A 19253-nucleotide genomic window follows, 5' to 3' on the forward strand; every position below is an offset into this window, starting at 1 on the left:
ACCTTTTGTCAATCAAAAAGTACTGGATCTGGGAGTGATCGGGGGGAAATTTAGGCACTTTTTCCCTGAAAATTAGGTAATTGGCCACCTCAAAACTGGTAAAACCCCACACCCCACACCCCACACCCCACACCCTGCCCCCCTCCCTTCTCCCCCACACCCCACACCCTGATAACTAAAAACCGATGAACCAATTAAACTTAGAAGTTGCGGGAAAAAAAGAACGTTTAGATGCTTGGATGGGGTCACAATTGCCCGATTTATCGAGATCGAGGCTGCAAAAACTGATAGAACAGGGATATATACAGTTAAATGGTCAAATTTGCACTAATAAAAATACTAAAGTTGGTCAAGGTGATCGCTTAAAGATTACCATTCCCGACAGTCAACCCCTGCAATTAACCGCCGAGGCGATCGAGCTTGATATTCTTTACGAAGACGACTATCTGATTATTATCAATAAACCTGCTGATTTAGTGGTTCATCCGGCTCCCGGCCACGAATCGGGAACCTTGGTCAACGCTTTACTGCATCACTGCCCGAATTTAGCTGGAATTGGTGGAATTCAACGCCCCGGTATAGTCCACCGCTTAGATAAGGATACCACGGGTGCGATCGTTATTGCCAAAACCGACCAGGCCCATCAACACCTACAGGCACAATTAAAAACCAAAACTGCCCGCCGGGAATACATCGCCCTTGTCCACGGTGTCCCCAAAACGGAGACAGGTACAATTGATCTGCCGATCGGTCGTCACCGCAGCGATCGGCAAAAAATGGCTATTATTGCCGTGGAAAAAGGAGGTAGAAATGCCGTCACTCACTGGCAAGTCAAGGAAAGACTGGGCAACTACACCTTAATGGAATTTCGCCTAGAAACTGGCAGAACTCATCAAATTCGCGTTCATAGCAGCCAAATCGGTCATCCGATTCTTGGGGATCCCCTCTATAGTTCAGGTCGTTCTATCGGGATTAATCTACCCGGGCAATTACTCCATGCCCATCGTTTAATTTTAGTACATCCGGTCACGGGAGAGAGCCTAGAAGCGATCGCTCCCTTACCCGCTATTTTCCCGAAAGTTTTAGCTATTTTACGGCAGAGAAACCCCTAGCGCACAAATTGCGGCATAATCTCCGCTGCTGTCCATAATCCGTAGATACCGCGACGATGTAGGGAAACCCCCGCTTTCAGATAACCGAAAGCCGGCCCGCAGACATTAGCCGCCATACTGGTTTCATCACCTAAAGTGAGGGTATGGGTGGAAATTTTGCCTTCAAAAGTCCGCCCCGTGACTTTAACATTGGTACTCAAGGGCTTTTTCGGGTTGCGCGTATCCACCACACCCCCGACGGAAACCCGATCGCGTCCACAGATTCCGGCTAATTCCAGCATAATATCGTCTGCGTGTTCCATATTTTCGAGGCTGAGAATGCCATTGGTTTTATTTAACAGCATTTCCACTTCCGCATCACTCATCCGGTGCGCCGTTTCTGGGTCGTAACCGGGTAAATGGGCGATATCTTCGCGAATAGTGGCACGATAAGCCTCCCAGTTGGCGATTCCCACGCCGAAGGTAATTTTAACGCTATGAATCTCTGCATAACTCTGGGCAGCTAGGGCGGCGGCCGCAGTTAACAGTCCGGGGGTAGCGCCGCAGCCGGTCATGTAGGTGATGCCGGCGGCTTCTAGGTCTGCTTGTAGTGCTAAGATTTGTTCCATGGCGCTGGTACGTTTGAGCGCATCGACTAAAACCCCGCGCCAACCCAAGCGAATGAAAGTTTTAGCGATATCGGCCATGAAATTGTTGGGTAAATTCGGCAGGGCGAGAAAATAGCCTTCTACGTCGGCAGTTTTGATTAATTCCTCGATACTGTTTTGGCTGAGACTGCCGTAATTTTCCAGATAACCGATCGAACCCCGGTCATGATAAATTTTGTTACAGGTATTGACATCTAGACCGTCTTTGTGGTAAGCAAAACCGGCTTTATCGGCGGCGGCAGTCCAGAGCATTTCCTGTTTGGGGGCGAGAATTCTGGCGGCGGCCTGTCCCAAACCACCAAAACCTAAAACACCGATCCGAAGGCGATCGCTGGCTATTTGTTTATTCATATCTGTTCTGATTCCTATAGACAAAATTCTATGATCTCGGCGGTCGTGGTTCGCCGTTGCATCTCCTTTATTTTCAATTTATCGCTTCAGGTCGTCTTTTTTGTGTAGTTTTGTTAAATTGTGCCTCCTGGGTCAAGGTTCGCCCTTGACGATGAAGAAAAGTTACGGGAAACTTACAAAAAATGAAAGTGGTTAGGTGACGTAATATAAAGTTTTGCTAAAATTTTAACCAGATTGCTACGATTAGCAAACTATCGTAAATTAAAACGATAGGGAGCTTTGCAAACCCCAGATCACGCCGAGAAGAGCTATGAGCATGGAAAGCCTAGAGTTTATTATCTATCCCGATGGTCGCGTCATGGAAAAGGTGACAGGCATAGTCGGTTCATCTTGTCAAGAGGTGACGGCGGCGATCGAGGCACAACTCGGGCAGCTGATGTCTCAAGAGAAAACCTCGGATTATTACCATCAAACCGTCAGCCAGTCAGAGAAAGTCAGCAACGAAGCCACTTTTAGCGACTGGTAATTTTTCATCTTTCCCGATCCCTTTATTTAAGCCACTGAAAAACCATGTCACACTTTAGCAATATCAAAACCAAAATCCGCGATCTATCCTACCTAAAAGCCGCCCTGAGCGATATGGGTATGGAATGGAAAGAGGGTTCTCACCCCGTCAAAGGTTATCAAGGTCAAACTTTAACCGCAGAGGTGGTAATCGAGCAAGATAACAATTACGATATCGGTTTTCGCTGGAATGGTAACGAGTACGAGTTAGTTGCCGATTTGCAATACTGGCAACAACCCCTAACCGTAGAAGGATTTTTAAGAAAAGTAAATCAAGGTTATGCCTACCACACCATCCTGGCAGAAACTGCTAAACAGGGTTTTCAGGTGGCAGCACAGGAAAAAAATACTGATGGTTCCATTCGTCTAGTGGTACAACGTTGGAGTGCCTAATGGCTGATTTTTCTCCCGAACGCTCTGGTTTTGAACCAGAGTTAGGGGGATTCCTAAGAGATTCCCCTGATCGCACCGGTTTTGAACCCGAATTGGGCGGTTTACTGCGCCAGAAAGCGGTTTACGTCGATGAGGTCACTTGTATCGGTTGTAAACACTGCGCCCACGTTGCCCCCAATACCTTTTTTATTGAAGGCGAATACGGTCGCTCTCGCGTCTATAATCAGGACGGTGACGAAGAAGAAATTATTCAAGAAGCGATCGAGACTTGTCCGGTTAACTGTATTCACTGGGTTAATTATAATAATTTGCAATTCCTTGAGGAAGAACGCAAACATCAAGTGATTAAACAGTTAGGTTTTCCTCAGATTCACAAGAAATTTAGCCCCGCAGATTTAGATCTCTAGGGTGGATAGGTACAGCCTCATCCATCCATTATTTCCTAGAAGTCATGGCAGCGGCTCTCGATCGAATCCGCTACAGTTCTCAGGGGAAATAATCCTATCTCGGATTTTAACGACATTGAACACCCAACTGATTGATTCTCTCGCGCGAATTATTCTCTCTCTCTCCGAGGAAGAAAGAGAGTTACTGAATCGAAAAATTGAGAGCGAACAACGGGAAAATTTGCAGATTAACGCTCAAATTTTGGATTTAGAAACCCGTGTCAAGCAATAGGAAAATCAATATCCCATGAGTTCGGAAGAATTCTCTCCTAGATTTCGTTCTGGTGAGCTAGGGGACGCTATGGATTATTTCGAGTGGAATGTTTATTATGAAATGCTATTGGCAGCTAGAAAAGAGATAAGTTGACGATCGAATTAGATGGAGATAGCTGATTATATTCCCCTAGTTAAACGGAAATTATCCGAGAGTTCGATCGTAAACTCTTTTACGATTACTGATGAAAGAATTTTATTCGATCGAGGCTATTTCCGAGCGAGAGTCCTTCGATTTCAGGACAACAGCTTCAAACTGACGTAAAGCAAGACTAGAACCTTGCTTCCAGCCTAATTCTACATAATAGGGGAAAAGTTTCTTGATATTTATATCGGGAAAGAGACGACTATTTTCCCTTTCTTGATAACCGTCTTCTCTGAACAGATATATTTTTAATTCTTCCCGACGATAAACCCACAATTCGGGTATTTTCAGCAATTGATAGGCTCCTACATCAGTCAGAGAAGTAAAATCCACTTCTATAGCTAAATCGGGAGGAGGATCAACAGTTAAATCAATTCTCTCTTTGCCTAAAATTGCCTGTCTATTATCAATATAAAAACAAGTATCTGGCTCTACTCCTGCTTCCCCCGATATTTTCAAGGTAATCGGATCAAAACATTGCCAGTCTTTGCCTTGGCGACGGAGGATAATTTTTACTAAATCCCTTAATGTATCAACACGATTGCCATGACTTGGTAAGGGAGACATAAGCCGAATTTCTTGAGTTTTGCGATTAAAATAGAGTTTAGGATAGGTTTTTTGGAGACGTAAACTCAGCAATCTTTCGTAATCTTCCCAAGTCTGATGGGGAAAAATAACTTGACTGCCTGGAGATAAAGATAAAGTATTTTCGTTGAGAGTAATTAGTAGCATTTTGATAATTATTTTTGGATTGTCAGATCCCCCCGCCTATCGGCACCCCCCTTATTAAGGGGGGCAGGGGGGATTAAGCTCACTTTTATACAAAAAGTGTTTTAACTAAAATTCTCTAAAGCTTCAAACTGACGTAAAGCAAGACTAGAACCTTGATTCCAGCCTAATTCTACATAATAGGGGAAAAGTTTCTTGATATTTATATCGGGAAAGAGACGACTATTTTCGCTTTCTTGATAACCGTCTTCTCTGAACAGATATATTTTTAATTCTTCCCGACGATAAACCCACAATTCGGGTATTTTCAGCAATTGATAGGCCTCTACATCAGTCAGAGAAGTAAAGTCCACTTCTATAGCTAAATCGGGAGGAGGATCAACAGTTAAATCAATTCTCTCTTTGCCTAAAATTGCCTGTCTATTATCAATATAAAAACAAGTATCTGGTTCTACTCCTGCTTCCCCCGGAATTTTCAAGGTAATCGGATCAAAACATTCCCAGTCTTTGCCTTGACGACGAAGGATAATTTTTACTAAATCACTTAAAAGATTGATACGTTTGCCATGACTTGGTAAAGGAGACATAAGCCGAATTTCTTGAGTTTTGCGATTAAAATAGAGTTTGGGATAGGTTTTCTGGAGACGTAAACTCAGTAATCTTTCGTAATCTTCCCAAGTCTGATGGGGAAAAATAACTTGACTGCCCGGAGATAAAGATAAAGTATTTTCGTTGAGAGTAATTAGTAGCATTTTGGTAATTATCCTTGATTTTTAGCTGTGGGATTTAACTAATTTCGCTCTGGCAACCAATGCCTATCAAGCATTTGTTCAAGGGAATAGGGACAATTTAGAGGAAAATTGTGAGGAGATATTTCAGTTTTTTGCCCGACAATAAAAACGGCATCTTGATAGATTTTTTCTTGGTTATCTAGGAGATATTTTTCTAAATTTGTGCTTAAATATCCATTTAGCTGAACTCTAAAAGTGGCTATTTCTCCTTGCCAATGCCGATGATGTAATTCAAATTCTTCCAGCCAATATTGCCACAGCAAAAGATGAATAATTATCTGTCTTAAAAAACTCTCAACTCGATTTTTATCCCGTTTGCTCAAAGCCTCCAACTCCTCGATTAAATGTTGAATATCCAACTCAGCTAGACGATTTTCCTTGAGAAGTTTAATTGTTTCAGTCAACCAGAGATGTTCATCTTGTTCGTAGAGAAATTGTAACTGATTTAGCCAAGTATCTTTTTTCATATTTTTTTGGCTGAGGAGACTTCTAAAACTGCTTTCGGGTAGGCAATGCGTTGATGGTGGAATTGTTGCCAAACCTGCACAAAAACCTCGGCAATAATTGGTAATTCCTCCTGACGAATACCACTATCTACTAATTGTTGATCGCGCCATCGGGCCTGAAAAATCTTTTTGATCATATCCATGGCTTGTTCTGGGGATGCCTCCTTCAGCGATCGCAAAGCGGCCTCGCTACTATCGGCCAACATAACGATCGCCGTTTCTCGCGATTGGGGAATCGGACCATCGTAGCGAAAGGCCGCCTCATCGACGAATTCTTGACCATTTTGGGCGGATTTTTGCAAAGCTTGCTGATAAAAATAGGAAATTAAGAGATTGCCTTGGTGTTCGGGAATAAAATCGCGGACCACTCGCGGTAAACCGTGTCTGCGGGCCATGACTAACCCTTCACTAACGTGCTTTTTAATAATCTCGGCGCTGACGTAGGGATCGTTAATTTCATCGTGTTTATTCGGGCCACCCATTTGATTTTCAATAAAACCGAGAGGATCGTGCATTTTCCCGATATCGTGATAGAGAGTTCCCGTGCGAATTAATTCCACATTACAGTGCAGTTTTCGGGCGGCCGCTTCAGCTAAACAGGCGACAAAAAGGGTATGTTGAAAAGTCCCCGGCGCTTCCGTGGCCAAACGTTTGAGCAAACTACAATTAGGATTGGACAACTCCACCAGACGAATGGGAGTGACCACATCGAAACAGCGTTCCAAATAGGGGGATAATCCTAGGGCGATTACCGTCCAAGCTATTCCCGATAGACCATAGACGAGCGCCGTGGGTAGTAGAGTATAGATGATCGTGCTGGCCGTGGCGCTAACGATTAGGTAAGTGAGCAGATAAACACCCCCTTGGCTGACTCCGATTCCCATCCCTAGCAGCGATAATTCATCCCTGGAGCGCAATTTTGCCGCTATCATAGCCGCTAATAGTCCCCCTATCGTCCCGGCGATTAAATCGGCGCTGATACCTTGGATGCTGAATAGGGAAAGACCGGCAGTTAAGAGGACTTGGGTGACGGCCAGAGTCGGGCCGTAGAAACTGCTGACTAATAAACCCACGGCTGCCAGATTGGTAAAGGGAATATTGGCGATCGCTAGGATCGGTGTGGTAAAACTTAGTAAACCCAAGAGAAGAAAATCCCGGTGACGCAGAGGCCGATGGAGACGCTGGGCAACGAGGCAAAAAGTCCCGATCGCACTGGTGACAAGGATTGCCGTTGACCCTAAACCCATCCAGTTAATGCCCCGTTCGCTCAAACCAAAGCCATCGATGAGAACAAACTGAGCTTGAGTAATTTTTTCGCCTGCTTTAACGATAATTTGACCGGTTTGAGCGGTAGACATGACCATATCTACCGCTTCCACCGCTTTAGCGGCTTGTTCTTTGGTTGCCTCCCGATCTTCTATCAGGTTCGCTTCTCCCTCCAGGGCCGCTAGAAGGATATTTTCGGCTAAAGACTGCTGGCGACTGGTTAGGCGATCGCTACTAATCTGCACGGCGATGGTATCCTGTAGGTGACTGGTGGAAATCCCCGGGGGAATGCCTTGCACCAAAATCCGGCGACTCGCTTGCAGGACGGCTTTTTCTAGGTTTTGCCACTCTCGATCGCCCATTTGGGCCGCTGTGATCAGATCGGCGTATTTGAGTTTATTTAAGCTGGAATGCCGATAATTTTGGCTGGTTTGCTCCTTTATTTGCCGTAATTGCCCTAATCGATCGATAAATTGCTCAAAGCTTCCCTTCGTCACGCGCTGACGATAGGCTTGGATTTCGCTAACAGCATATTCCTGCTCTTTTGTCAAGAGGTTTGTAAAAGATTCTTCATAGTTGAGGCGGCTCTGTAGAGTTGACCATTGAGCGGCAGAAAAGGTGAGCAGCGTTTCCATTGTGGCGTTGGAAATATTTCTGCCCATTAAAATGGAATTTCTTCGCAAAATTGGGCTAATTTGACTTAATTGCCCTAAAGTGTCTCGCAGCGATCGCTCGATCTGGGCGGTGGTTTGGGGGTCTCTTTTCAGCCGGGGAAGCAGTCCAGCCCGAATTTTTTGGCGTTTGAGGGCGGTGGTTTCTTGGTCTTGAAAACGGGCATCTTCGGGGGCGATAATCGTAACGGGGGAAATAGTCCCGACGGCCAATTTCGGCTGATTATAGAAACGATAACCGACCACGCTAGTCAGACAACCGACGGTAAACAGGAAGATTAAGGGTCGTCGCAGTTTACCCAGGGAGTAAGAGCGAGATTTTCGGGCAGAATCAGGAAAAACAGTGAAAGAATGCAGAAAATGATTCATAAATTCCAGCTAAATTCTATAAACTGCGCCACCATGCCCAGAGAAAAAATACCGGCAGCTCGGTTTTGGGTTCCCTCTTCTATTTTAAGGACTCCCTGTGCAAAAAAATTTTTTCTCGAAAGGTATCTAGGGGCTGCTGAAAAAGTTTGTTGGTGGGGTTAGGAGTCGGTCGCCGGTCGGGGAAGAGAGAGGCAAAAGGCAAGGGTTTGGAACTACACAAGGGAGGGTCTTTCTCCGTTTCCTGATGGGTTAAGCAAGAGGTAGAACCTCTAGAAATGCGTTGCAAGGGAGACCCTTGCAACGAGGTACGAGGTAAATTATCAATAGCTCTAATCTATTTCTAGATTTTCTAAATCGGCTAAATCTTGTAATCTACCTGATGCTTTTTTGTTTTTTTTAAGATTTTCTAAGTCGATAAAGTTAACAATAATATCGTCAATTTTAACCTCAATTCTGGATAAGTAACAAGTTTGGAATTCTACCCCATCGGGGGTTGTAATTAAATCAATACGGTTAGGAGGATAACCTAATTGTATCACTTGATCTGGCGTTAAAAAGTCATCAATTGTTAATCCTAAAGAACCAAAACCGAACCCTTCTAAGGCTTTGATTAGATTATAGGCATTTAACGAACTCATTTCTATCCAAATATCAATATCTTTAGTATAACGAGGATAGCCATGTAAGGCAACGGCATAGCCGCCTAAGACGAGATAACGCACTTGATTATCGTTTAACAATTGTATAAACTCTTTGAAGTCTTGGTTCAGCATTATATTTATATTGATGATATTCTTGACGAATTTCTTCTAAGGCCGATAGTCTCGTTTGGTACGATTGACTACGCCAATAGGCTGTCTCCGTTTTGGGAGCTTTTAAGTTAACTTTTTGATGAGTGATTTTCATAGAGAGATTAAGTAGGTAGGCGTTAAAAACTATCAGACACCCCCCTTATCAAGGGGGGCAGGGGGGATCGAACTTAAAATCCATTTTTAATTTAATTATAACCCAGCTACTTAAGTGTTATTTTTCGCCTTTATTGTTTAAAGAGGGATGGCGGTTTCTAGGGAAATTTTCAGATTCCTGTTCTCAGAAATCCTATAGTTAAGTTTTTCAAAACCAATAACTTCGCCTTTTTGATTTTTCATTAAAATAACTTCGTCGCCGGTTTCTTCGCAGAGATATTCTGAAGAGCGATCGCCAAACCACACGGTTAAGGTATTGCCCATCGGATCATAATAAACGTTTACTTCTGCCATAAAATTTCCCCTTCTTTAATTGCATCGGTGGGATAAGTGGTAATTAGGAAGCCATCACCATTGAGTTTTCGGATAATGGCACAGAGCCAACGTTTTGGTCGTTGAAGTTTATAAAAAAGATAAACATTAGGGTCACTGCGGCTACGTCGAATTTCATCAGGTTGGCTAAGGGTTTCTTGGACTAATTTTTCTTGTCCTTTCATTATAGGATGTTTTATCTGGGTGATAATCCTAAATCCTTTGAGTATAGGCTACTTATGAAGACAGGCACTCATGCAAGAGGCAAAAGGCAAAAAGGGGAATAAATAATCAGTCTTTAATAACCGGATTTAGTATAACCTATCCCTGCGTCTTCATCGGCCCGCATCCTGTAGGGGCGAAGCATTCGGGCAATAACCTATTGCTGAAACCGTAGATTTTCTATCCGAATGCTTCGCCCGTACTTTTTCAGCACAGAAAACGGGTTTCTCCGAGAAACCCGTTTTCTACTCATGGACACCCCCCCTTATCAAGGGGGCAGGGGGGATCGACACCTAATAACCAGATTTAGTATAACCCCTAAACTAATACACTTGTGCTGTAGCTTGCCCAAAAAAATTCCGGAAAAGGGAATAAGGGAAAAAAAAGGGAAAAAAAGAGAAAAAGGGTTACAGAGTCCTCCCAGCACCGCACACCACCCGAAAACCGAGGTCGAAGCCGTCGATGACGAAGTAGCGGCGGTCGTTGTGGCGGCGGAAAGCGGAACGGCAGTCATCCGGATTGATGAACCAAGAACCGCCCCGTATTTGAGAACGATTATCATCCCCATTTTTTGTCCAAGCACTTCCATTCCTTGGTGCATCCTTATAATTATCGTGCCAAGTATCGGCGCACCATTCCCAGACATTGCCGTGCATATCGTACAACCCAAAAGCGTTTGGGGGAAATTGTCCCACGGGAGTCGTTTGTTGTCGATATTCTCCTGTAGGTTCATCGGCATAAGTTTCAGTAGCTCGATAGTTAGCTAAATCTGCCGTTATAGTTTCCCCAAAATGAAAGGCGGTTTTTGTCCCCGCTCTACAGGCATATTCCCATTCTGCCTCACTCGGTAGCCGGTATTCCCTTCCCGTTAGTTTCGATAATCTTGCACAAAATTCGACGGCATTGTACCAGTTGACTCGTTCGACGGGTCTATCCCAGCGCGTGGGCGATCCCCCCCTAGCCCCCCCTTCAAAAGGGGGGGAATCGGAAGTCCCCCTTTTTAAGGGGGGTTTGGGGGGATCTTTAAAGCGGGAGGGATCAGGATCAAGGTCTTTTTCTACTTTCAAATCCGTGCGAGAGGCAACTGCTCTCCACTGTGCCTGGGTAATCGGGGTTTGACTCATGTAGAAAGCGGGGACTTTGACCAGGTGTTGTGGTCTTTCACTTCTAAATCCGTCCCAACCAAATTTTTTAACCAGTCTTTCGATTTCCTCATCTTCCGTTCCCATCCAGAATTCTCCTTGGGGAATATACATCATGCGGATATAGTTTTGAGCTTCTTTCCGGTTGCCAACTTCCGCAAGGTTTTCATCGTAAAAATAGGCTTTAACAGGTTTTCTCTCGATAACTTGGCCTGTTTTATTAACCAATACCGTTTCTGCGGTAAAAAGGAAAAGGTTTTCATTGTAGGGAACAATAGCGGCTACTTCGTCTATTAAACGTTTTTGTCGGGTTCCTTCGTCTTCTGGGGAAAGTTGAAGGACATTGCCAACGTCGTTTAAATCCCCTCTAGAATAGGCGGCAATCGGTTTATTAAGCAATAACAAGGGTTCATAATCGGCTAAAGCAGCCGATAGATTTTCTAATAAAGCTGTCAATCTCACAAGACGCACTCGGTTATTATTTTTGATAGCTTCTGCTAGTAGCTGTTTGATTTCATTGACCGCTTGACTGGGTTTTAGGTAGGCAAGAGCTAACCATTGTTGATTTTGCCAATAAACCGATTTTGAGCAATGATCACCGATTTGTTCCTGAATATAGGTTTGTAACTGATAGGCCAGAGATTTGAGTTCCTCTGGGGTTAATTTTTCTAATAGTAGTTTACGAACATCGGGAGACATTTCATAGAGTTCTCGATCTATTTTGCGGACTAAACTGGACAGTAAAATATCAGCGATCGCATACCAGGGAGCTTGATTATTTTTATCTTGATGTTGACGCAGATAATAAAGTAAATTAGGGGATAAACTAAGGGGAAATGCCGCTCGTTTCGCTAGTTCTCTGGTGTTTAGTTCGTTTTCTTTTTCAAATAATCTTAAACGGCTTTCTGGGCTAAAAAAATCTTCATCCTCATCCCAATTATCCCCTTGTTGAAATTGATTAGGATTAAATAAATGACGGGGTGGGATAGCTTCTTCTTTTAGCCATGTTATCAAGTTTTCCCAGTCCTCTGTGGTTAGTTCAAACATGGAAAAATTGGGTATATCTTCAGCTAAATCAGCAATATCGATCGCAGTTGTCCCATACCATCGATGATAGGGTAAGGGGTTTAACCATGCGACTCGGCTAAATCTTCGGCTAAATCGTCGGATAAGGGTTTCTGTTGCGCTCAAGCGCTCTTCTACATAACGTTTTCTAGCGGCACCCGCATCACTAAGAATTAGACAACTGGTTACTTCCGGAGAATAGTTAGAGAGAACTTTGGTTAAAGATTGACTTTCCCAACCGTTTTCTTGTCGTAAAACCTCGTCTCTAATCAGATTATCAAAGTAAAAATGGGGAACATTTGCCCAAGTTTGCTTCATTATCCTACCAAATCCTGCAAAGGGAATCATCGAGTCAGAACAATCAATAAAAATTATAATTTCTCGGCGATAAAGTTGTTTCTTTTGGTAAATTATTTGATCAAAAAAACCTCGTTTAGCCGTTGCCATCACCGTAGCTTTTAGATCCCAAGTTTGTCGAGGACTTTCTAGGGGTAATGGACGCAGTTGCTGCCAACTTTCTTGTAACTTAGCGATGCCAATAGGATAATAATCAGGATTATCTAAGGAGGTGATTTTTTTTCGCTTTTCAATAGCTGTGGCAATTTGTGGAAATGAAGTCTCCGGTGCTATTTGTGTATCCCCAGAAGGGGTAATTTCTAATGAGGGAGATTCCCTATCATCCATCGGGTTTATGATTTTGCTAATCGATTCTTCTGGATGACGAATAGGTATTTTTTGGGCTATTTCTATATTTATTTCTGGTTGGAATTGTAGCATCTCTGTCCAGGCCTGATCAAACTTTTCTTTTTCTTTCGGGGATTTAACCCATAAAGCTTGACAAAGAAGTTTAATTTTAGGATTGTCTAAGTTGGGATTTTCTTGAATAGCAATATCAGAATCATTGGCGAGTTTTTGAATTAGGTAATTTTCCACCCGATAATATTGTTCAATAGACAGCAGAAATCCTTCTTCGTCTCTGAGTTGATAAAATAGGTCAAGTAGGGGGGATGTCATTGGCTTTTTTAACCTCTTGTTCCATAATCTTGTAAATCGGTACGGCTTTTTAGTAAAACACTAGCGTGGGGTAATTTGTCCTCTTTTAATTTGGCGATAATTTCTTCAGGTTTGTACTTGAGCAACGATTTAAACCAGGCTATTAATTCACTGGTGCTAACTTTTTTTTCTCCTTCAGATTTAGTCTCGTCTTGTGATGTTCTCACTTCCTGAAAACGGTCCACTGCTTTGATGATAACATCTTGTTCAGCGTCGGTAAACCGTTCGGTTAATATTTTTCTTAATCTTTCTTGGTTGGGTAGCTCAATATAGTGATAAATGCAACGTCTCAGAAAAGCATTGGGTAAGTTTTTTTCTTGATTACTGGTAATAATAATCAGAGGAAAAGCTTGATCATTTGCTTGAATTGGTTCTCCTGTTTCTTTAATGAAAAAACGACGAGATTCAATGGCTAAAAGTAAATCATTAGGAAAATCTCGATCCGCTTTATCTATTTCATCAATTAATACTACCGATTGTTCTTGCTTATCTTGACTTTGTTTAAATGCTTTACCCAAGGGTTGTAAATCAACCCAATCCTTTGAAGTAGCTGGATTTTTTTGCTCAGAAGAAGATTCTTCTATTTCTTTTTTGCTTAAAATTCCGCTAATTTGAGCAGCTTGTAAACGGCCAATATAATCATATTGATAGAGACTATCTTCTGCTTTACTTGTAGATTGAACTATCCACTCATAATATTTTATAGGATTACTTTCCTGACGATAATTAAATTCATAAACTAAGGCATGAGCTAAACGACTTTTGCCACATCCCGGCTCACCTTCTAGTAACAAAGGCATTCCCAATTCAATAGCCAAGTTAACAACTTCTATTAACTCATCACCTGCGTCATAGGGATAAATTTTCTGTTGAATCGGTTCATAATAAAGATCCGATTTGGGTTGAATTTCTCCCGTGTAGGTTAAGGATAGTTTAGCCATCTATTTTCCCTCGATAATTGTCCTTGAAATTGTTGATAAAAAGCTTTCAGTGTGTCTTCTATCTTGCCTTGATTGCTATTTTTCCATAATTCCTGCAAGGTAGATTTAAATAAGTCTGTGGTTTCATCCTGTAAGTCACAACCTAACTGAAGTTGTTGAGCAAAAGTAGGAATAATTTCCTGAAAAGACCGTTGTTCAAAGCAAGAGTCAATCTGTAAGCGGTGAATAGGAAATTCTGATAATCTGTCGCTATCTCTCCAATCATTCCCTTCTCCATAATCTAACCAAATCATTAATAAAAAGCCCGGAATGGGACTATTTTGTATTTTACTAGCTTTTTTGGTTAAGTTTTGCCAAAATGAATCAATGTCTTTTAAACGGGAAAAGTCGGCACAATCAATTCCTTCAAAAATCAAACAAAAATTATTAGCTTTTAAATTTTTAATTCCTCCAGAATTATTGAAAAAATGTTCACAAAGACTATAGCTATCCCATTCTTCTTGACCATCTCCTTGAAATTTAAAAACAATAGGTTTAACTGGCAAATTATTAGTGATCAAGATTTCTTTTTCTAAACGACGCAAACACAAAACACGATATTGATGAGGACAAGGGGGAATATAAATACTGCCTTCTCGTAAAGGTTTAGCAGCCATTGAACTGGTAAAATTTACTAGATTAGTGTAATTAAATTTTGTCAAAACATGATAAATTTTTTCATTATTTGTTCGTTGATTTTTTGGGTTTTGATGATGATTTTGACAACATTCTAAGCTTTCAAAATCTAGGTCTAATACTTCGCAATAAGCTTGAACAATATAAGACTGTCTAGAGGGTCTTCCTTTTTTTCCTAGTCCATATTTTTTTTCAGTACAAAACCGCAAACTATCTGTAGATATGCCAATTACCTTTAAAATAGACTCATTTAATAAATGGTTTATATCCTCATAAAAGGTTAAATGAATTGAATTATCATTAATATCTTCAATTCTGGTTGTATTTATTTTATTTTGATTAATGTACGCTCTTTTCTTCTCATTTTCAAATCCTTGAAACTTAGATTTATTTTGTAAGTACAATTTCTTACCCTTTGGTTTTAAAACCTCTTTAGTTGCTCCAGATTGTGGCTGAGATTCTGTCATCCAAGCTTTCAAAACATTTAATGGAATGGTATAACTGGAAGTTTCTGTTCGACTACGGTATTCTTCGAGAAATGCCTCAAGTAACCATCGACTTGCTTCTATTAATATTTGCTCTGTTTTCTCCGAAGCACAAGAATAGGTTCCCTTATAAGCATCTTTAGCCTTACGAAGGGTTTCCACATCTTCATCCGATAATCTGATTTCGCCGGACCCTAACATAAATCTCGTCAAACGTCAACCTACCATCTGATCCACTTTTTGATCCCCTTTTGCCAGCATTTGCTGAAAGCATTTTAATCAACTTGTCCTCAAAAAACAAGCCATAAGGCGAAAGGAGCAAAATCTATGAATTTCTGGCAAAAACATAAAGCGGACATTGACGTGATTTGCCGCATCATCACCACTTTAACTGCCTTGGCTAGTTTGGGTGTTCAGGTGGGAGAGTTAAAGATTCCCCAAAGCGAGATTCCCCCTATCCCTGAGGTTCAGGTGGAATTAAATATCAGGTGAACGTAGGTTGGGTTGAAGCATGAAACCCAACTCCTGCATGGGTTACGCTACCGCTAACCCATCCTACAAATAATTTTGCCTCCCTACTTAAGACGTATTTAAATCGCTTATTCTTAGATTAGCCGAATCTCCTCCCCCCTTGCCCCCCGATGTCGGGGGGGTTGGGGGGGTTGCCTCTTGCCTCATCTCAACAGGCAATTTAAATTACGAACAGCTTTTTTTATAAGACTAGACCAAAACGAGGGTGAGTTAATAAGATAACCCACCCTGAAGGAGATTTAGCGATCGACTGACCCCATAATAATATCAATACTGCCTAAAATCGCCATAATATCGGCAACTTTTACCCCTTTGAGGATATGAGGCAGAATTTGAAGATTATTAAAATCGGCGGCCCGAATTTTCCAACGCCAAGGGAAGAGTTCATCATTACCGACGATAAAGATACCTAATTCCCCTTTACCGCTTTCCAAGCGCACATAATGTTCACCTTTAGGGATTTTGAAAGTGGGGGCGACTTTTTTGGCGATATACTGATAGTCAAAATCATTCCAAGCTGATTTTTTCCCTTCTGCCATCCGTTTCGCTTCCAGATTTTCGTAGGGACCACCGGGTAAACCTTTCAGTGCTTGCCGGATAATTTTCACCGATTCGCGCATTTCCCGAATCCGCACCAGATAACGAGCAAAACAATCGCCGGCAGTTTCCCAATGCACTTCCCAGTCAAAATCGTCGTAACACTCGTAATGGTCAACTTTTCTTAAATCCCATTTCACCCCGGAAGCGCGTAACATCGGACCAGATAAACCCCAGTTAATCGCTTCGTCTCTGGTAATGCAGCCTATCCCTTCAATACGACGGCGGAAAATCGGGTTATTAGTGATTAATTTCTCGTATTCGTCCACTTTGGGGTCAAAATAGTCACAGAAATCCACGCACTTATCCACCCATCCGTAGGGTAAATCTACCGCCACGCCACCAATACGGAAATAATTGTTATTAATTAACCGCATTCCCGTGGCAGCTTCCCAGAGGTCATAAATCATCTCCCGTTCCCGGAAAATGTAGAAAAAGGGAGTTTGTGCGCCTACATCCGCCATAAAGGGGCCCAACCAGAGTAAATGGTTAGCGATGCGGTTGAGTTCCAACATAATCACCCGGATATATTGCGCTCGTTTGGGAACGGCGATATCGGCTAATTTTTCGGGAGCATTGACCGTAATCGCCTCATTAAACATCCCTGCGGCGTAATCCCAACGACTAACGTAGGGAACGTACATGACATTAGTGCGATTTTCGGCAATTTTTTCCATGCCCCGATGAAGATAACCGATTACGGGTTCACAGTCAATCACGTCTTCCCCGTCAAGGGTGACGATTAAGCGCAAAACACCGTGCATCGAAGGGTGATGGGGTCCCATGTTTAAAACCATGGGTTCTGTTCTCGTTTCAATTTTTGCCATAGGGCTACCGATGATCCCGAAAATCTTTTTAAAGTTATTATAGGTAAACGCTTCGACAATACACAAGGACTATCGGGTATCAGTAATCAGTGATCAGTAATCAGTGATCAGTAATCAGTGATCAGTAGTCAGGAGATTATTTTTATTTATTCTCCCCATTTCCCCACACCCCACACCCCACACCCCACACCCTACACCCCACACCCCACACCCTACACCCTACACCCCACACCCCACTTTCTTATCAGCTTTAGTAATGATTGTCATCGGTTTTTTCAATCGAATAAATAAAAACGCCCCCAAAAAGGAAGCGTTTTTTAACTTATCATGAGGACTTAGCAAAATGTGTGCAGAGTTAGAACGCGGATGTTGGATGGGGATCCAGCATCTGTTTATTTTTAACCATTGATCGCCGCTGCCGTCAAGGCCATGGGGATAGCATCACCGGAAGCTAAATCGAGGGGGAAGTTATACGTTCAAGTGTATTTACAGCCCCCGCAATTGTCTCCCTTTTTTGGGTTTATTTATTTCAAAAATTATCTCTTTATTTGTATATTTTTAAACTTGTATAAAATTGATTTAAGTTTTGTAAAAAGTAGTTGACAAAATCCGATCGAGATCAAGGATAACCCTATCCTTAAGGTGGACAAAATATGGTAAGGTGGACTGAGTAATAAAACTTATCACTAACCTATTATCAGTGACAAGTGCCAAATTCACCAGAGAAGGCTAAATATAACTATGTCCAAACGGTTTAAATTCGACTCCTCCGAGATGATTTATCTCACCGATAAACTGATGAATGCGGCCAGCAATCGTTACTCGATCGTCGTGCAAGTCGCTAGACGGGCCAAACGCGTCCGCTACGATACCGTAGAAAATATCGATGACCCGATGATTAAACCCGTCCAACGGGCCCTGATGGAAATGACCGACGAATTAACCGAACCGGAATTATTACGCGATTAATCCCCTAAAATTGCCTGGAACCCACCCTTACATTTCATCGGGGTTGATACCCAGTGATCTTAGTCTTTCCGCTAGTCGTTGGGCTTTTTGTTCCGCTTCCTGTTTGGCTAAACGTTCTTGCTGGGCGAGCGCCGCAGCTGCCCTCGCCCTTTCCTCTGCGGTTAAATAACGATTTCCCGATACTGGGAAGAAGGCGATTTTTATTGTAGGAAAGGTTAACCATAGCGATTGTTTTGACTAGGGAAATTACCAAGTATTCGGTTGAAAGTCGGCATCATTAATAATGGCCACCGTATCCCCAGAGGGTTTAATCACAAATAGACCTTTTTTATATGCGTATCGATCGATTCCCTCGTTGATTTCAATTCCTGCCACTGCACCGTAGGCTCGATAGTTTTGATAATGGGGAAAAGCGATTTTAAAACGAGTCAATTTTTCAATAAATTCATCCACATCATCTTTAGATAATCTAGATTTACATTCCACCACCACGAGATCGGTATCATCTACCGCTAGAATATCAACTTCCATGGCGATGCCCTGACGCTTGACTCTGGCGCGGGGATAAACTTCTTTAATATCGATACCTTTTTCCTGAAAAAGCCGTAAAACCGCCGGTTCTACCAATTCTTCCACAAATCGACCCCAGCGAGTGGTGAGACTATCTACCGCTTTGCTGGTTCGTTCAACCGTCCGTTTCAGTTCTGCCATCGAGCGATCGCTTTCTAGTTTAGATTCGGCCAGGAGGTTCTCTATTTCGACTCTATGGCGATCATATTCCGCCTTGGATTCGGCAACCAGGCGATCATATTCCGCCTTGGATTGGGCAGCCCGGCGATCATATTCCTCAGCCCGGCGATCATATTCCTCGGCGGAAGCGCGGAATAGCTGGTAAATATCCTCAAGAGTTACCGGTTCACTCATAGACTTGCCTCTAAAACACCCCTGATCATTTTAGCGATTCTGTCGAAAAGCCGGACGAGAGCCAGAGAGCAAAACGGAAAGAAATATTAAGAATTATTTAAAAGACTTGACAAATGTGCGGGGGAGGGTACTGTTTTTCTGGAATTTACCGAAATTTTGGGTTAAAGCCCCGTCCTTTTAGGACGGCTTTTTAAACTATATCTTGTTAACTTAACTTTTATTGTGCTATACTGATTTTGTCTAAGTCCCCCCTGCGTAAAATGTTTGTCTTAGAGTTTAAAG

21 protein-coding genes are annotated in these 19253 nt (G+C 42.4%); 7 read left to right on the forward strand and 14 right to left on the reverse strand.

All coding sequences use genetic code 11. From position 1 onward, the window contains the following. Nucleotides 1-185: 185 nt before the first annotated feature. Nucleotides 186-1112 (forward strand): RluA family pseudouridine synthase, encoded by a 927-nt coding sequence (locus tag O9295_RS18345; RefSeq protein ID WP_288034364.1) that lies wholly within the window; start codon nt 186-188, stop codon nt 1110-1112. Here the strand turns inward: O9295_RS18345 and bioU are convergent. After that, complete coding sequence (gene bioU, locus O9295_RS18350) at nt 1109-2110, reverse strand: (S)-8-amino-7-oxononanoate synthase BioU (RefSeq protein WP_288034366.1); 1002 nt, start codon at nt 2108-2110, stop codon at nt 1109-1111. The genes O9295_RS18345 and bioU overlap by 4 nt on opposite strands. A 310-nt stretch (nt 2111-2420) precedes the next feature. Between bioU and O9295_RS18355 the strand changes: the two genes are divergently transcribed. The 4 genes from O9295_RS18355 (at nt 2421) to O9295_RS18370 (ending at nt 3745) form a co-directional block, all read left to right on the forward strand. Beyond that, nucleotides 2421-2636 (forward strand): DUF2997 domain-containing protein, encoded by a 216-nt coding sequence (locus O9295_RS18355; protein ID WP_002762645.1) that lies wholly within the window; start codon nt 2421-2423, stop codon nt 2634-2636. Between the two features lie 44 nt (nt 2637-2680). Next, nucleotides 2681-3067 (forward strand): DUF1257 domain-containing protein, encoded by a 387-nt coding sequence (locus O9295_RS18360; protein ID WP_002762644.1) that lies wholly within the window; start codon nt 2681-2683, stop codon nt 3065-3067. Next, the gene (locus O9295_RS18365) at nt 3067-3474 is read left to right on the forward strand and encodes a ferredoxin (protein ID WP_287660379.1); all 408 of its coding nucleotides are present in this window, start codon (nt 3067-3069) and stop codon (nt 3472-3474) included. The genes O9295_RS18360 and O9295_RS18365 overlap by 1 nt, the downstream gene beginning before the upstream one ends. 115 nt (nt 3475-3589) lie before the next feature. Further along, the gene (locus O9295_RS18370) at nt 3590-3745 is read left to right on the forward strand and encodes a hypothetical protein (RefSeq protein WP_241674045.1); all 156 of its coding nucleotides are present in this window, start codon (nt 3590-3592) and stop codon (nt 3743-3745) included. Nucleotides 3746-3982: 237 nt separating this feature from the next. On the opposite strand, the gene O9295_RS18375 is transcribed toward O9295_RS18370, so the two are convergent. From O9295_RS18375 to O9295_RS18425, 11 genes are all read right to left on the reverse strand, one after another. Then, entirely contained in the window at nt 3983-4663 is a 681-nt protein-coding gene (locus O9295_RS18375; RefSeq protein ID WP_288034371.1) for a Uma2 family endonuclease, read from the reverse strand. A gap of 101 nt (nt 4664-4764) precedes the next feature. Then, nucleotides 4765-5412, reverse strand: coding sequence for a Uma2 family endonuclease (locus tag O9295_RS18380; RefSeq protein WP_012267605.1), 648 nt, complete (start codon nt 5410-5412; stop codon nt 4765-4767). A 38-nt stretch (nt 5413-5450) separates the two neighbouring features. Next, nucleotides 5451-5918 carry a DUF29 domain-containing protein gene (locus O9295_RS18385; protein WP_190721937.1) on the reverse strand — a complete coding sequence of 156 codons (468 nt, stop codon included), beginning with the start codon at nt 5916-5918 and terminating at the stop codon, nt 5451-5453. Continuing rightward, nucleotides 5915-8263 (reverse strand): HD family phosphohydrolase, encoded by a 2349-nt coding sequence (locus O9295_RS18390; protein ID WP_288034374.1) that lies wholly within the window; start codon nt 8261-8263, stop codon nt 5915-5917. Before O9295_RS18390 ends, O9295_RS18385 begins: the two co-directional genes overlap by 4 nt. 329 nt (nt 8264-8592) lie before the next feature. Then, a complete protein-coding gene (locus O9295_RS18395; protein WP_235614777.1) occupies nt 8593-9003 on the reverse strand; it encodes a hypothetical protein in 411 nt (136 codons plus the stop codon). After that, nucleotides 8990-9169, reverse strand: coding sequence for a hypothetical protein (locus tag O9295_RS18400; RefSeq protein ID WP_079209363.1), 180 nt, complete (start codon nt 9167-9169; stop codon nt 8990-8992). The genes O9295_RS18395 and O9295_RS18400 overlap by 14 nt, the downstream gene beginning before the upstream one ends. 137 nt (nt 9170-9306) lie before the next feature. Then, nucleotides 9307-9522 (reverse strand): DUF2283 domain-containing protein, encoded by a 216-nt coding sequence (locus tag O9295_RS18405; RefSeq protein WP_002800147.1) that lies wholly within the window; start codon nt 9520-9522, stop codon nt 9307-9309. Continuing rightward, entirely contained in the window at nt 9510-9725 is a 216-nt protein-coding gene (locus O9295_RS18410; RefSeq protein ID WP_071846534.1) for a hypothetical protein, read from the reverse strand. Before O9295_RS18410 ends, O9295_RS18405 begins: the two co-directional genes overlap by 13 nt. Before the next feature lie 444 nt (nt 9726-10169). After that, a complete protein-coding gene (locus O9295_RS18415; RefSeq protein ID WP_288034377.1) occupies nt 10170-12983 on the reverse strand; it encodes a formylglycine-generating enzyme family protein in 2814 nt (937 codons plus the stop codon). An 8-nt stretch (nt 12984-12991) separates the two neighbouring features. Continuing rightward, a complete protein-coding gene (locus tag O9295_RS18420; protein ID WP_288034380.1) occupies nt 12992-13963 on the reverse strand; it encodes an AAA family ATPase in 972 nt (323 codons plus the stop codon). Next, nucleotides 13945-15324: a hypothetical protein gene (locus O9295_RS18425; RefSeq protein WP_288034382.1), complete on the reverse strand. Its 1380-nt coding sequence runs from the start codon at nt 15322-15324 to the stop codon at nt 13945-13947. The genes O9295_RS18420 and O9295_RS18425 overlap by 19 nt, the downstream gene beginning before the upstream one ends. Nucleotides 15325-15450: 126 nt before the next feature. Between O9295_RS18425 and O9295_RS18430 the strand changes: the two genes are divergently transcribed. Beyond that, nucleotides 15451-15615 carry a hypothetical protein gene (locus tag O9295_RS18430; RefSeq protein ID WP_172970548.1) on the forward strand — a complete coding sequence of 55 codons (165 nt, stop codon included), beginning with the start codon at nt 15451-15453 and terminating at the stop codon, nt 15613-15615. A 278-nt stretch (nt 15616-15893) separates the two neighbouring features. Here the strand turns inward: O9295_RS18430 and O9295_RS18435 are convergent, their stop codons facing one another. Next, on the reverse strand, nt 15894-17078 hold the full coding sequence (locus O9295_RS18435; protein WP_288034384.1) for an NAD(P)H-quinone oxidoreductase subunit H: 1185 nt from the start codon (nt 17076-17078) through the stop codon (nt 15894-15896). A 741-nt stretch (nt 17079-17819) separates the two neighbouring features. Between O9295_RS18435 and O9295_RS18440 the strand changes: the two genes are divergently transcribed. Beyond that, nucleotides 17820-18047: a DNA-directed RNA polymerase subunit omega gene (locus tag O9295_RS18440; RefSeq protein ID WP_002761217.1), complete on the forward strand. Its 228-nt coding sequence runs from the start codon at nt 17820-17822 to the stop codon at nt 18045-18047. A gap of 246 nt (nt 18048-18293) precedes the next feature. Here the strand turns inward: O9295_RS18440 and O9295_RS18445 are convergent, their stop codons facing one another. Beyond that, nucleotides 18294-18971, reverse strand: a complete 678-nt coding sequence (locus O9295_RS18445; protein WP_288034386.1) for a DUF3782 domain-containing protein — start codon at nt 18969-18971, stop codon at nt 18294-18296. Between the last annotated feature and the right edge of the window lie 282 nt (nt 18972-19253).

This window comes from Microcystis sp. LE18-22.4A (genome assembly GCF_027531105.1).
Taxonomy (GTDB): Bacteria; Cyanobacteriota; Cyanobacteriia; order Cyanobacteriales; family Microcystaceae; genus Microcystis; species Microcystis aeruginosa.

Bases quoted from the DNA above. Each gene is read 5' to 3' on its own strand.
- bioU (WP_288034366.1), bottom strand. From the start codon at position 2,110: ATGAATAAACAAATAGCCAGCGATCGCCTTCGGATCGGTGTTTTAGGT.
- O9295_RS18410 (WP_071846534.1), bottom strand. From the start codon at position 9,725: ATGAAAGGACAAGAAAAATTAGTCCAAGAAACCCTTAGCCAACCTGAT.
- O9295_RS18390 (WP_288034374.1), bottom strand. From the start codon at position 8,263: ATGAATCATTTTCTGCATTCTTTCACTGTTTTTCCTGATTCTGCCCGA.
- O9295_RS18400 (WP_079209363.1), bottom strand. From the start codon at position 9,169: ATGAAAATCACTCATCAAAAAGTTAACTTAAAAGCTCCCAAAACGGAG.
- O9295_RS18435 (WP_288034384.1), bottom strand. From the start codon at position 17,078: ATGGCAAAAATTGAAACGAGAACAGAACCCATGGTTTTAAACATGGGA.
- O9295_RS18430 (WP_172970548.1), top strand. From the start codon at position 15,451: ATGAATTTCTGGCAAAAACATAAAGCGGACATTGACGTGATTTGCCGC.
- O9295_RS18405 (WP_002800147.1), bottom strand. From the start codon at position 9,522: ATGGCAGAAGTAAACGTTTATTATGATCCGATGGGCAATACCTTAACC.
- O9295_RS18380 (WP_012267605.1), bottom strand. From the start codon at position 5,412: ATGCTACTAATTACTCTCAACGAAAATACTTTATCTTTATCTCCGGGC.
- O9295_RS18360 (WP_002762644.1), top strand. From the start codon at position 2,681: ATGTCACACTTTAGCAATATCAAAACCAAAATCCGCGATCTATCCTAC.
- O9295_RS18365 (WP_287660379.1), top strand. From the start codon at position 3,067: ATGGCTGATTTTTCTCCCGAACGCTCTGGTTTTGAACCAGAGTTAGGG.
- O9295_RS18420 (WP_288034380.1), bottom strand. From the start codon at position 13,963: ATGGCTAAACTATCCTTAACCTACACGGGAGAAATTCAACCCAAATCG.
- O9295_RS18345 (WP_288034364.1), top strand. From the start codon at position 186: ATGAACCAATTAAACTTAGAAGTTGCGGGAAAAAAAGAACGTTTAGAT.
- O9295_RS18415 (WP_288034377.1), bottom strand. From the start codon at position 12,983: ATGACATCCCCCCTACTTGACCTATTTTATCAACTCAGAGACGAAGAA.
- O9295_RS18375 (WP_288034371.1), bottom strand. From the start codon at position 4,663: ATGCTACTAATTACTCTCAACGAAAATACTTTATCTTTATCTCCAGGC.
- O9295_RS18425 (WP_288034382.1), bottom strand. From the start codon at position 15,324: ATGTTAGGGTCCGGCGAAATCAGATTATCGGATGAAGATGTGGAAACC.
- O9295_RS18440 (WP_002761217.1), top strand. From the start codon at position 17,820: ATGTCCAAACGGTTTAAATTCGACTCCTCCGAGATGATTTATCTCACC.
- O9295_RS18355 (WP_002762645.1), top strand. From the start codon at position 2,421: ATGAGCATGGAAAGCCTAGAGTTTATTATCTATCCCGATGGTCGCGTC.
- O9295_RS18385 (WP_190721937.1), bottom strand. From the start codon at position 5,918: ATGAAAAAAGATACTTGGCTAAATCAGTTACAATTTCTCTACGAACAA.
- O9295_RS18445 (WP_288034386.1), bottom strand. From the start codon at position 18,971: ATGAGTGAACCGGTAACTCTTGAGGATATTTACCAGCTATTCCGCGCT.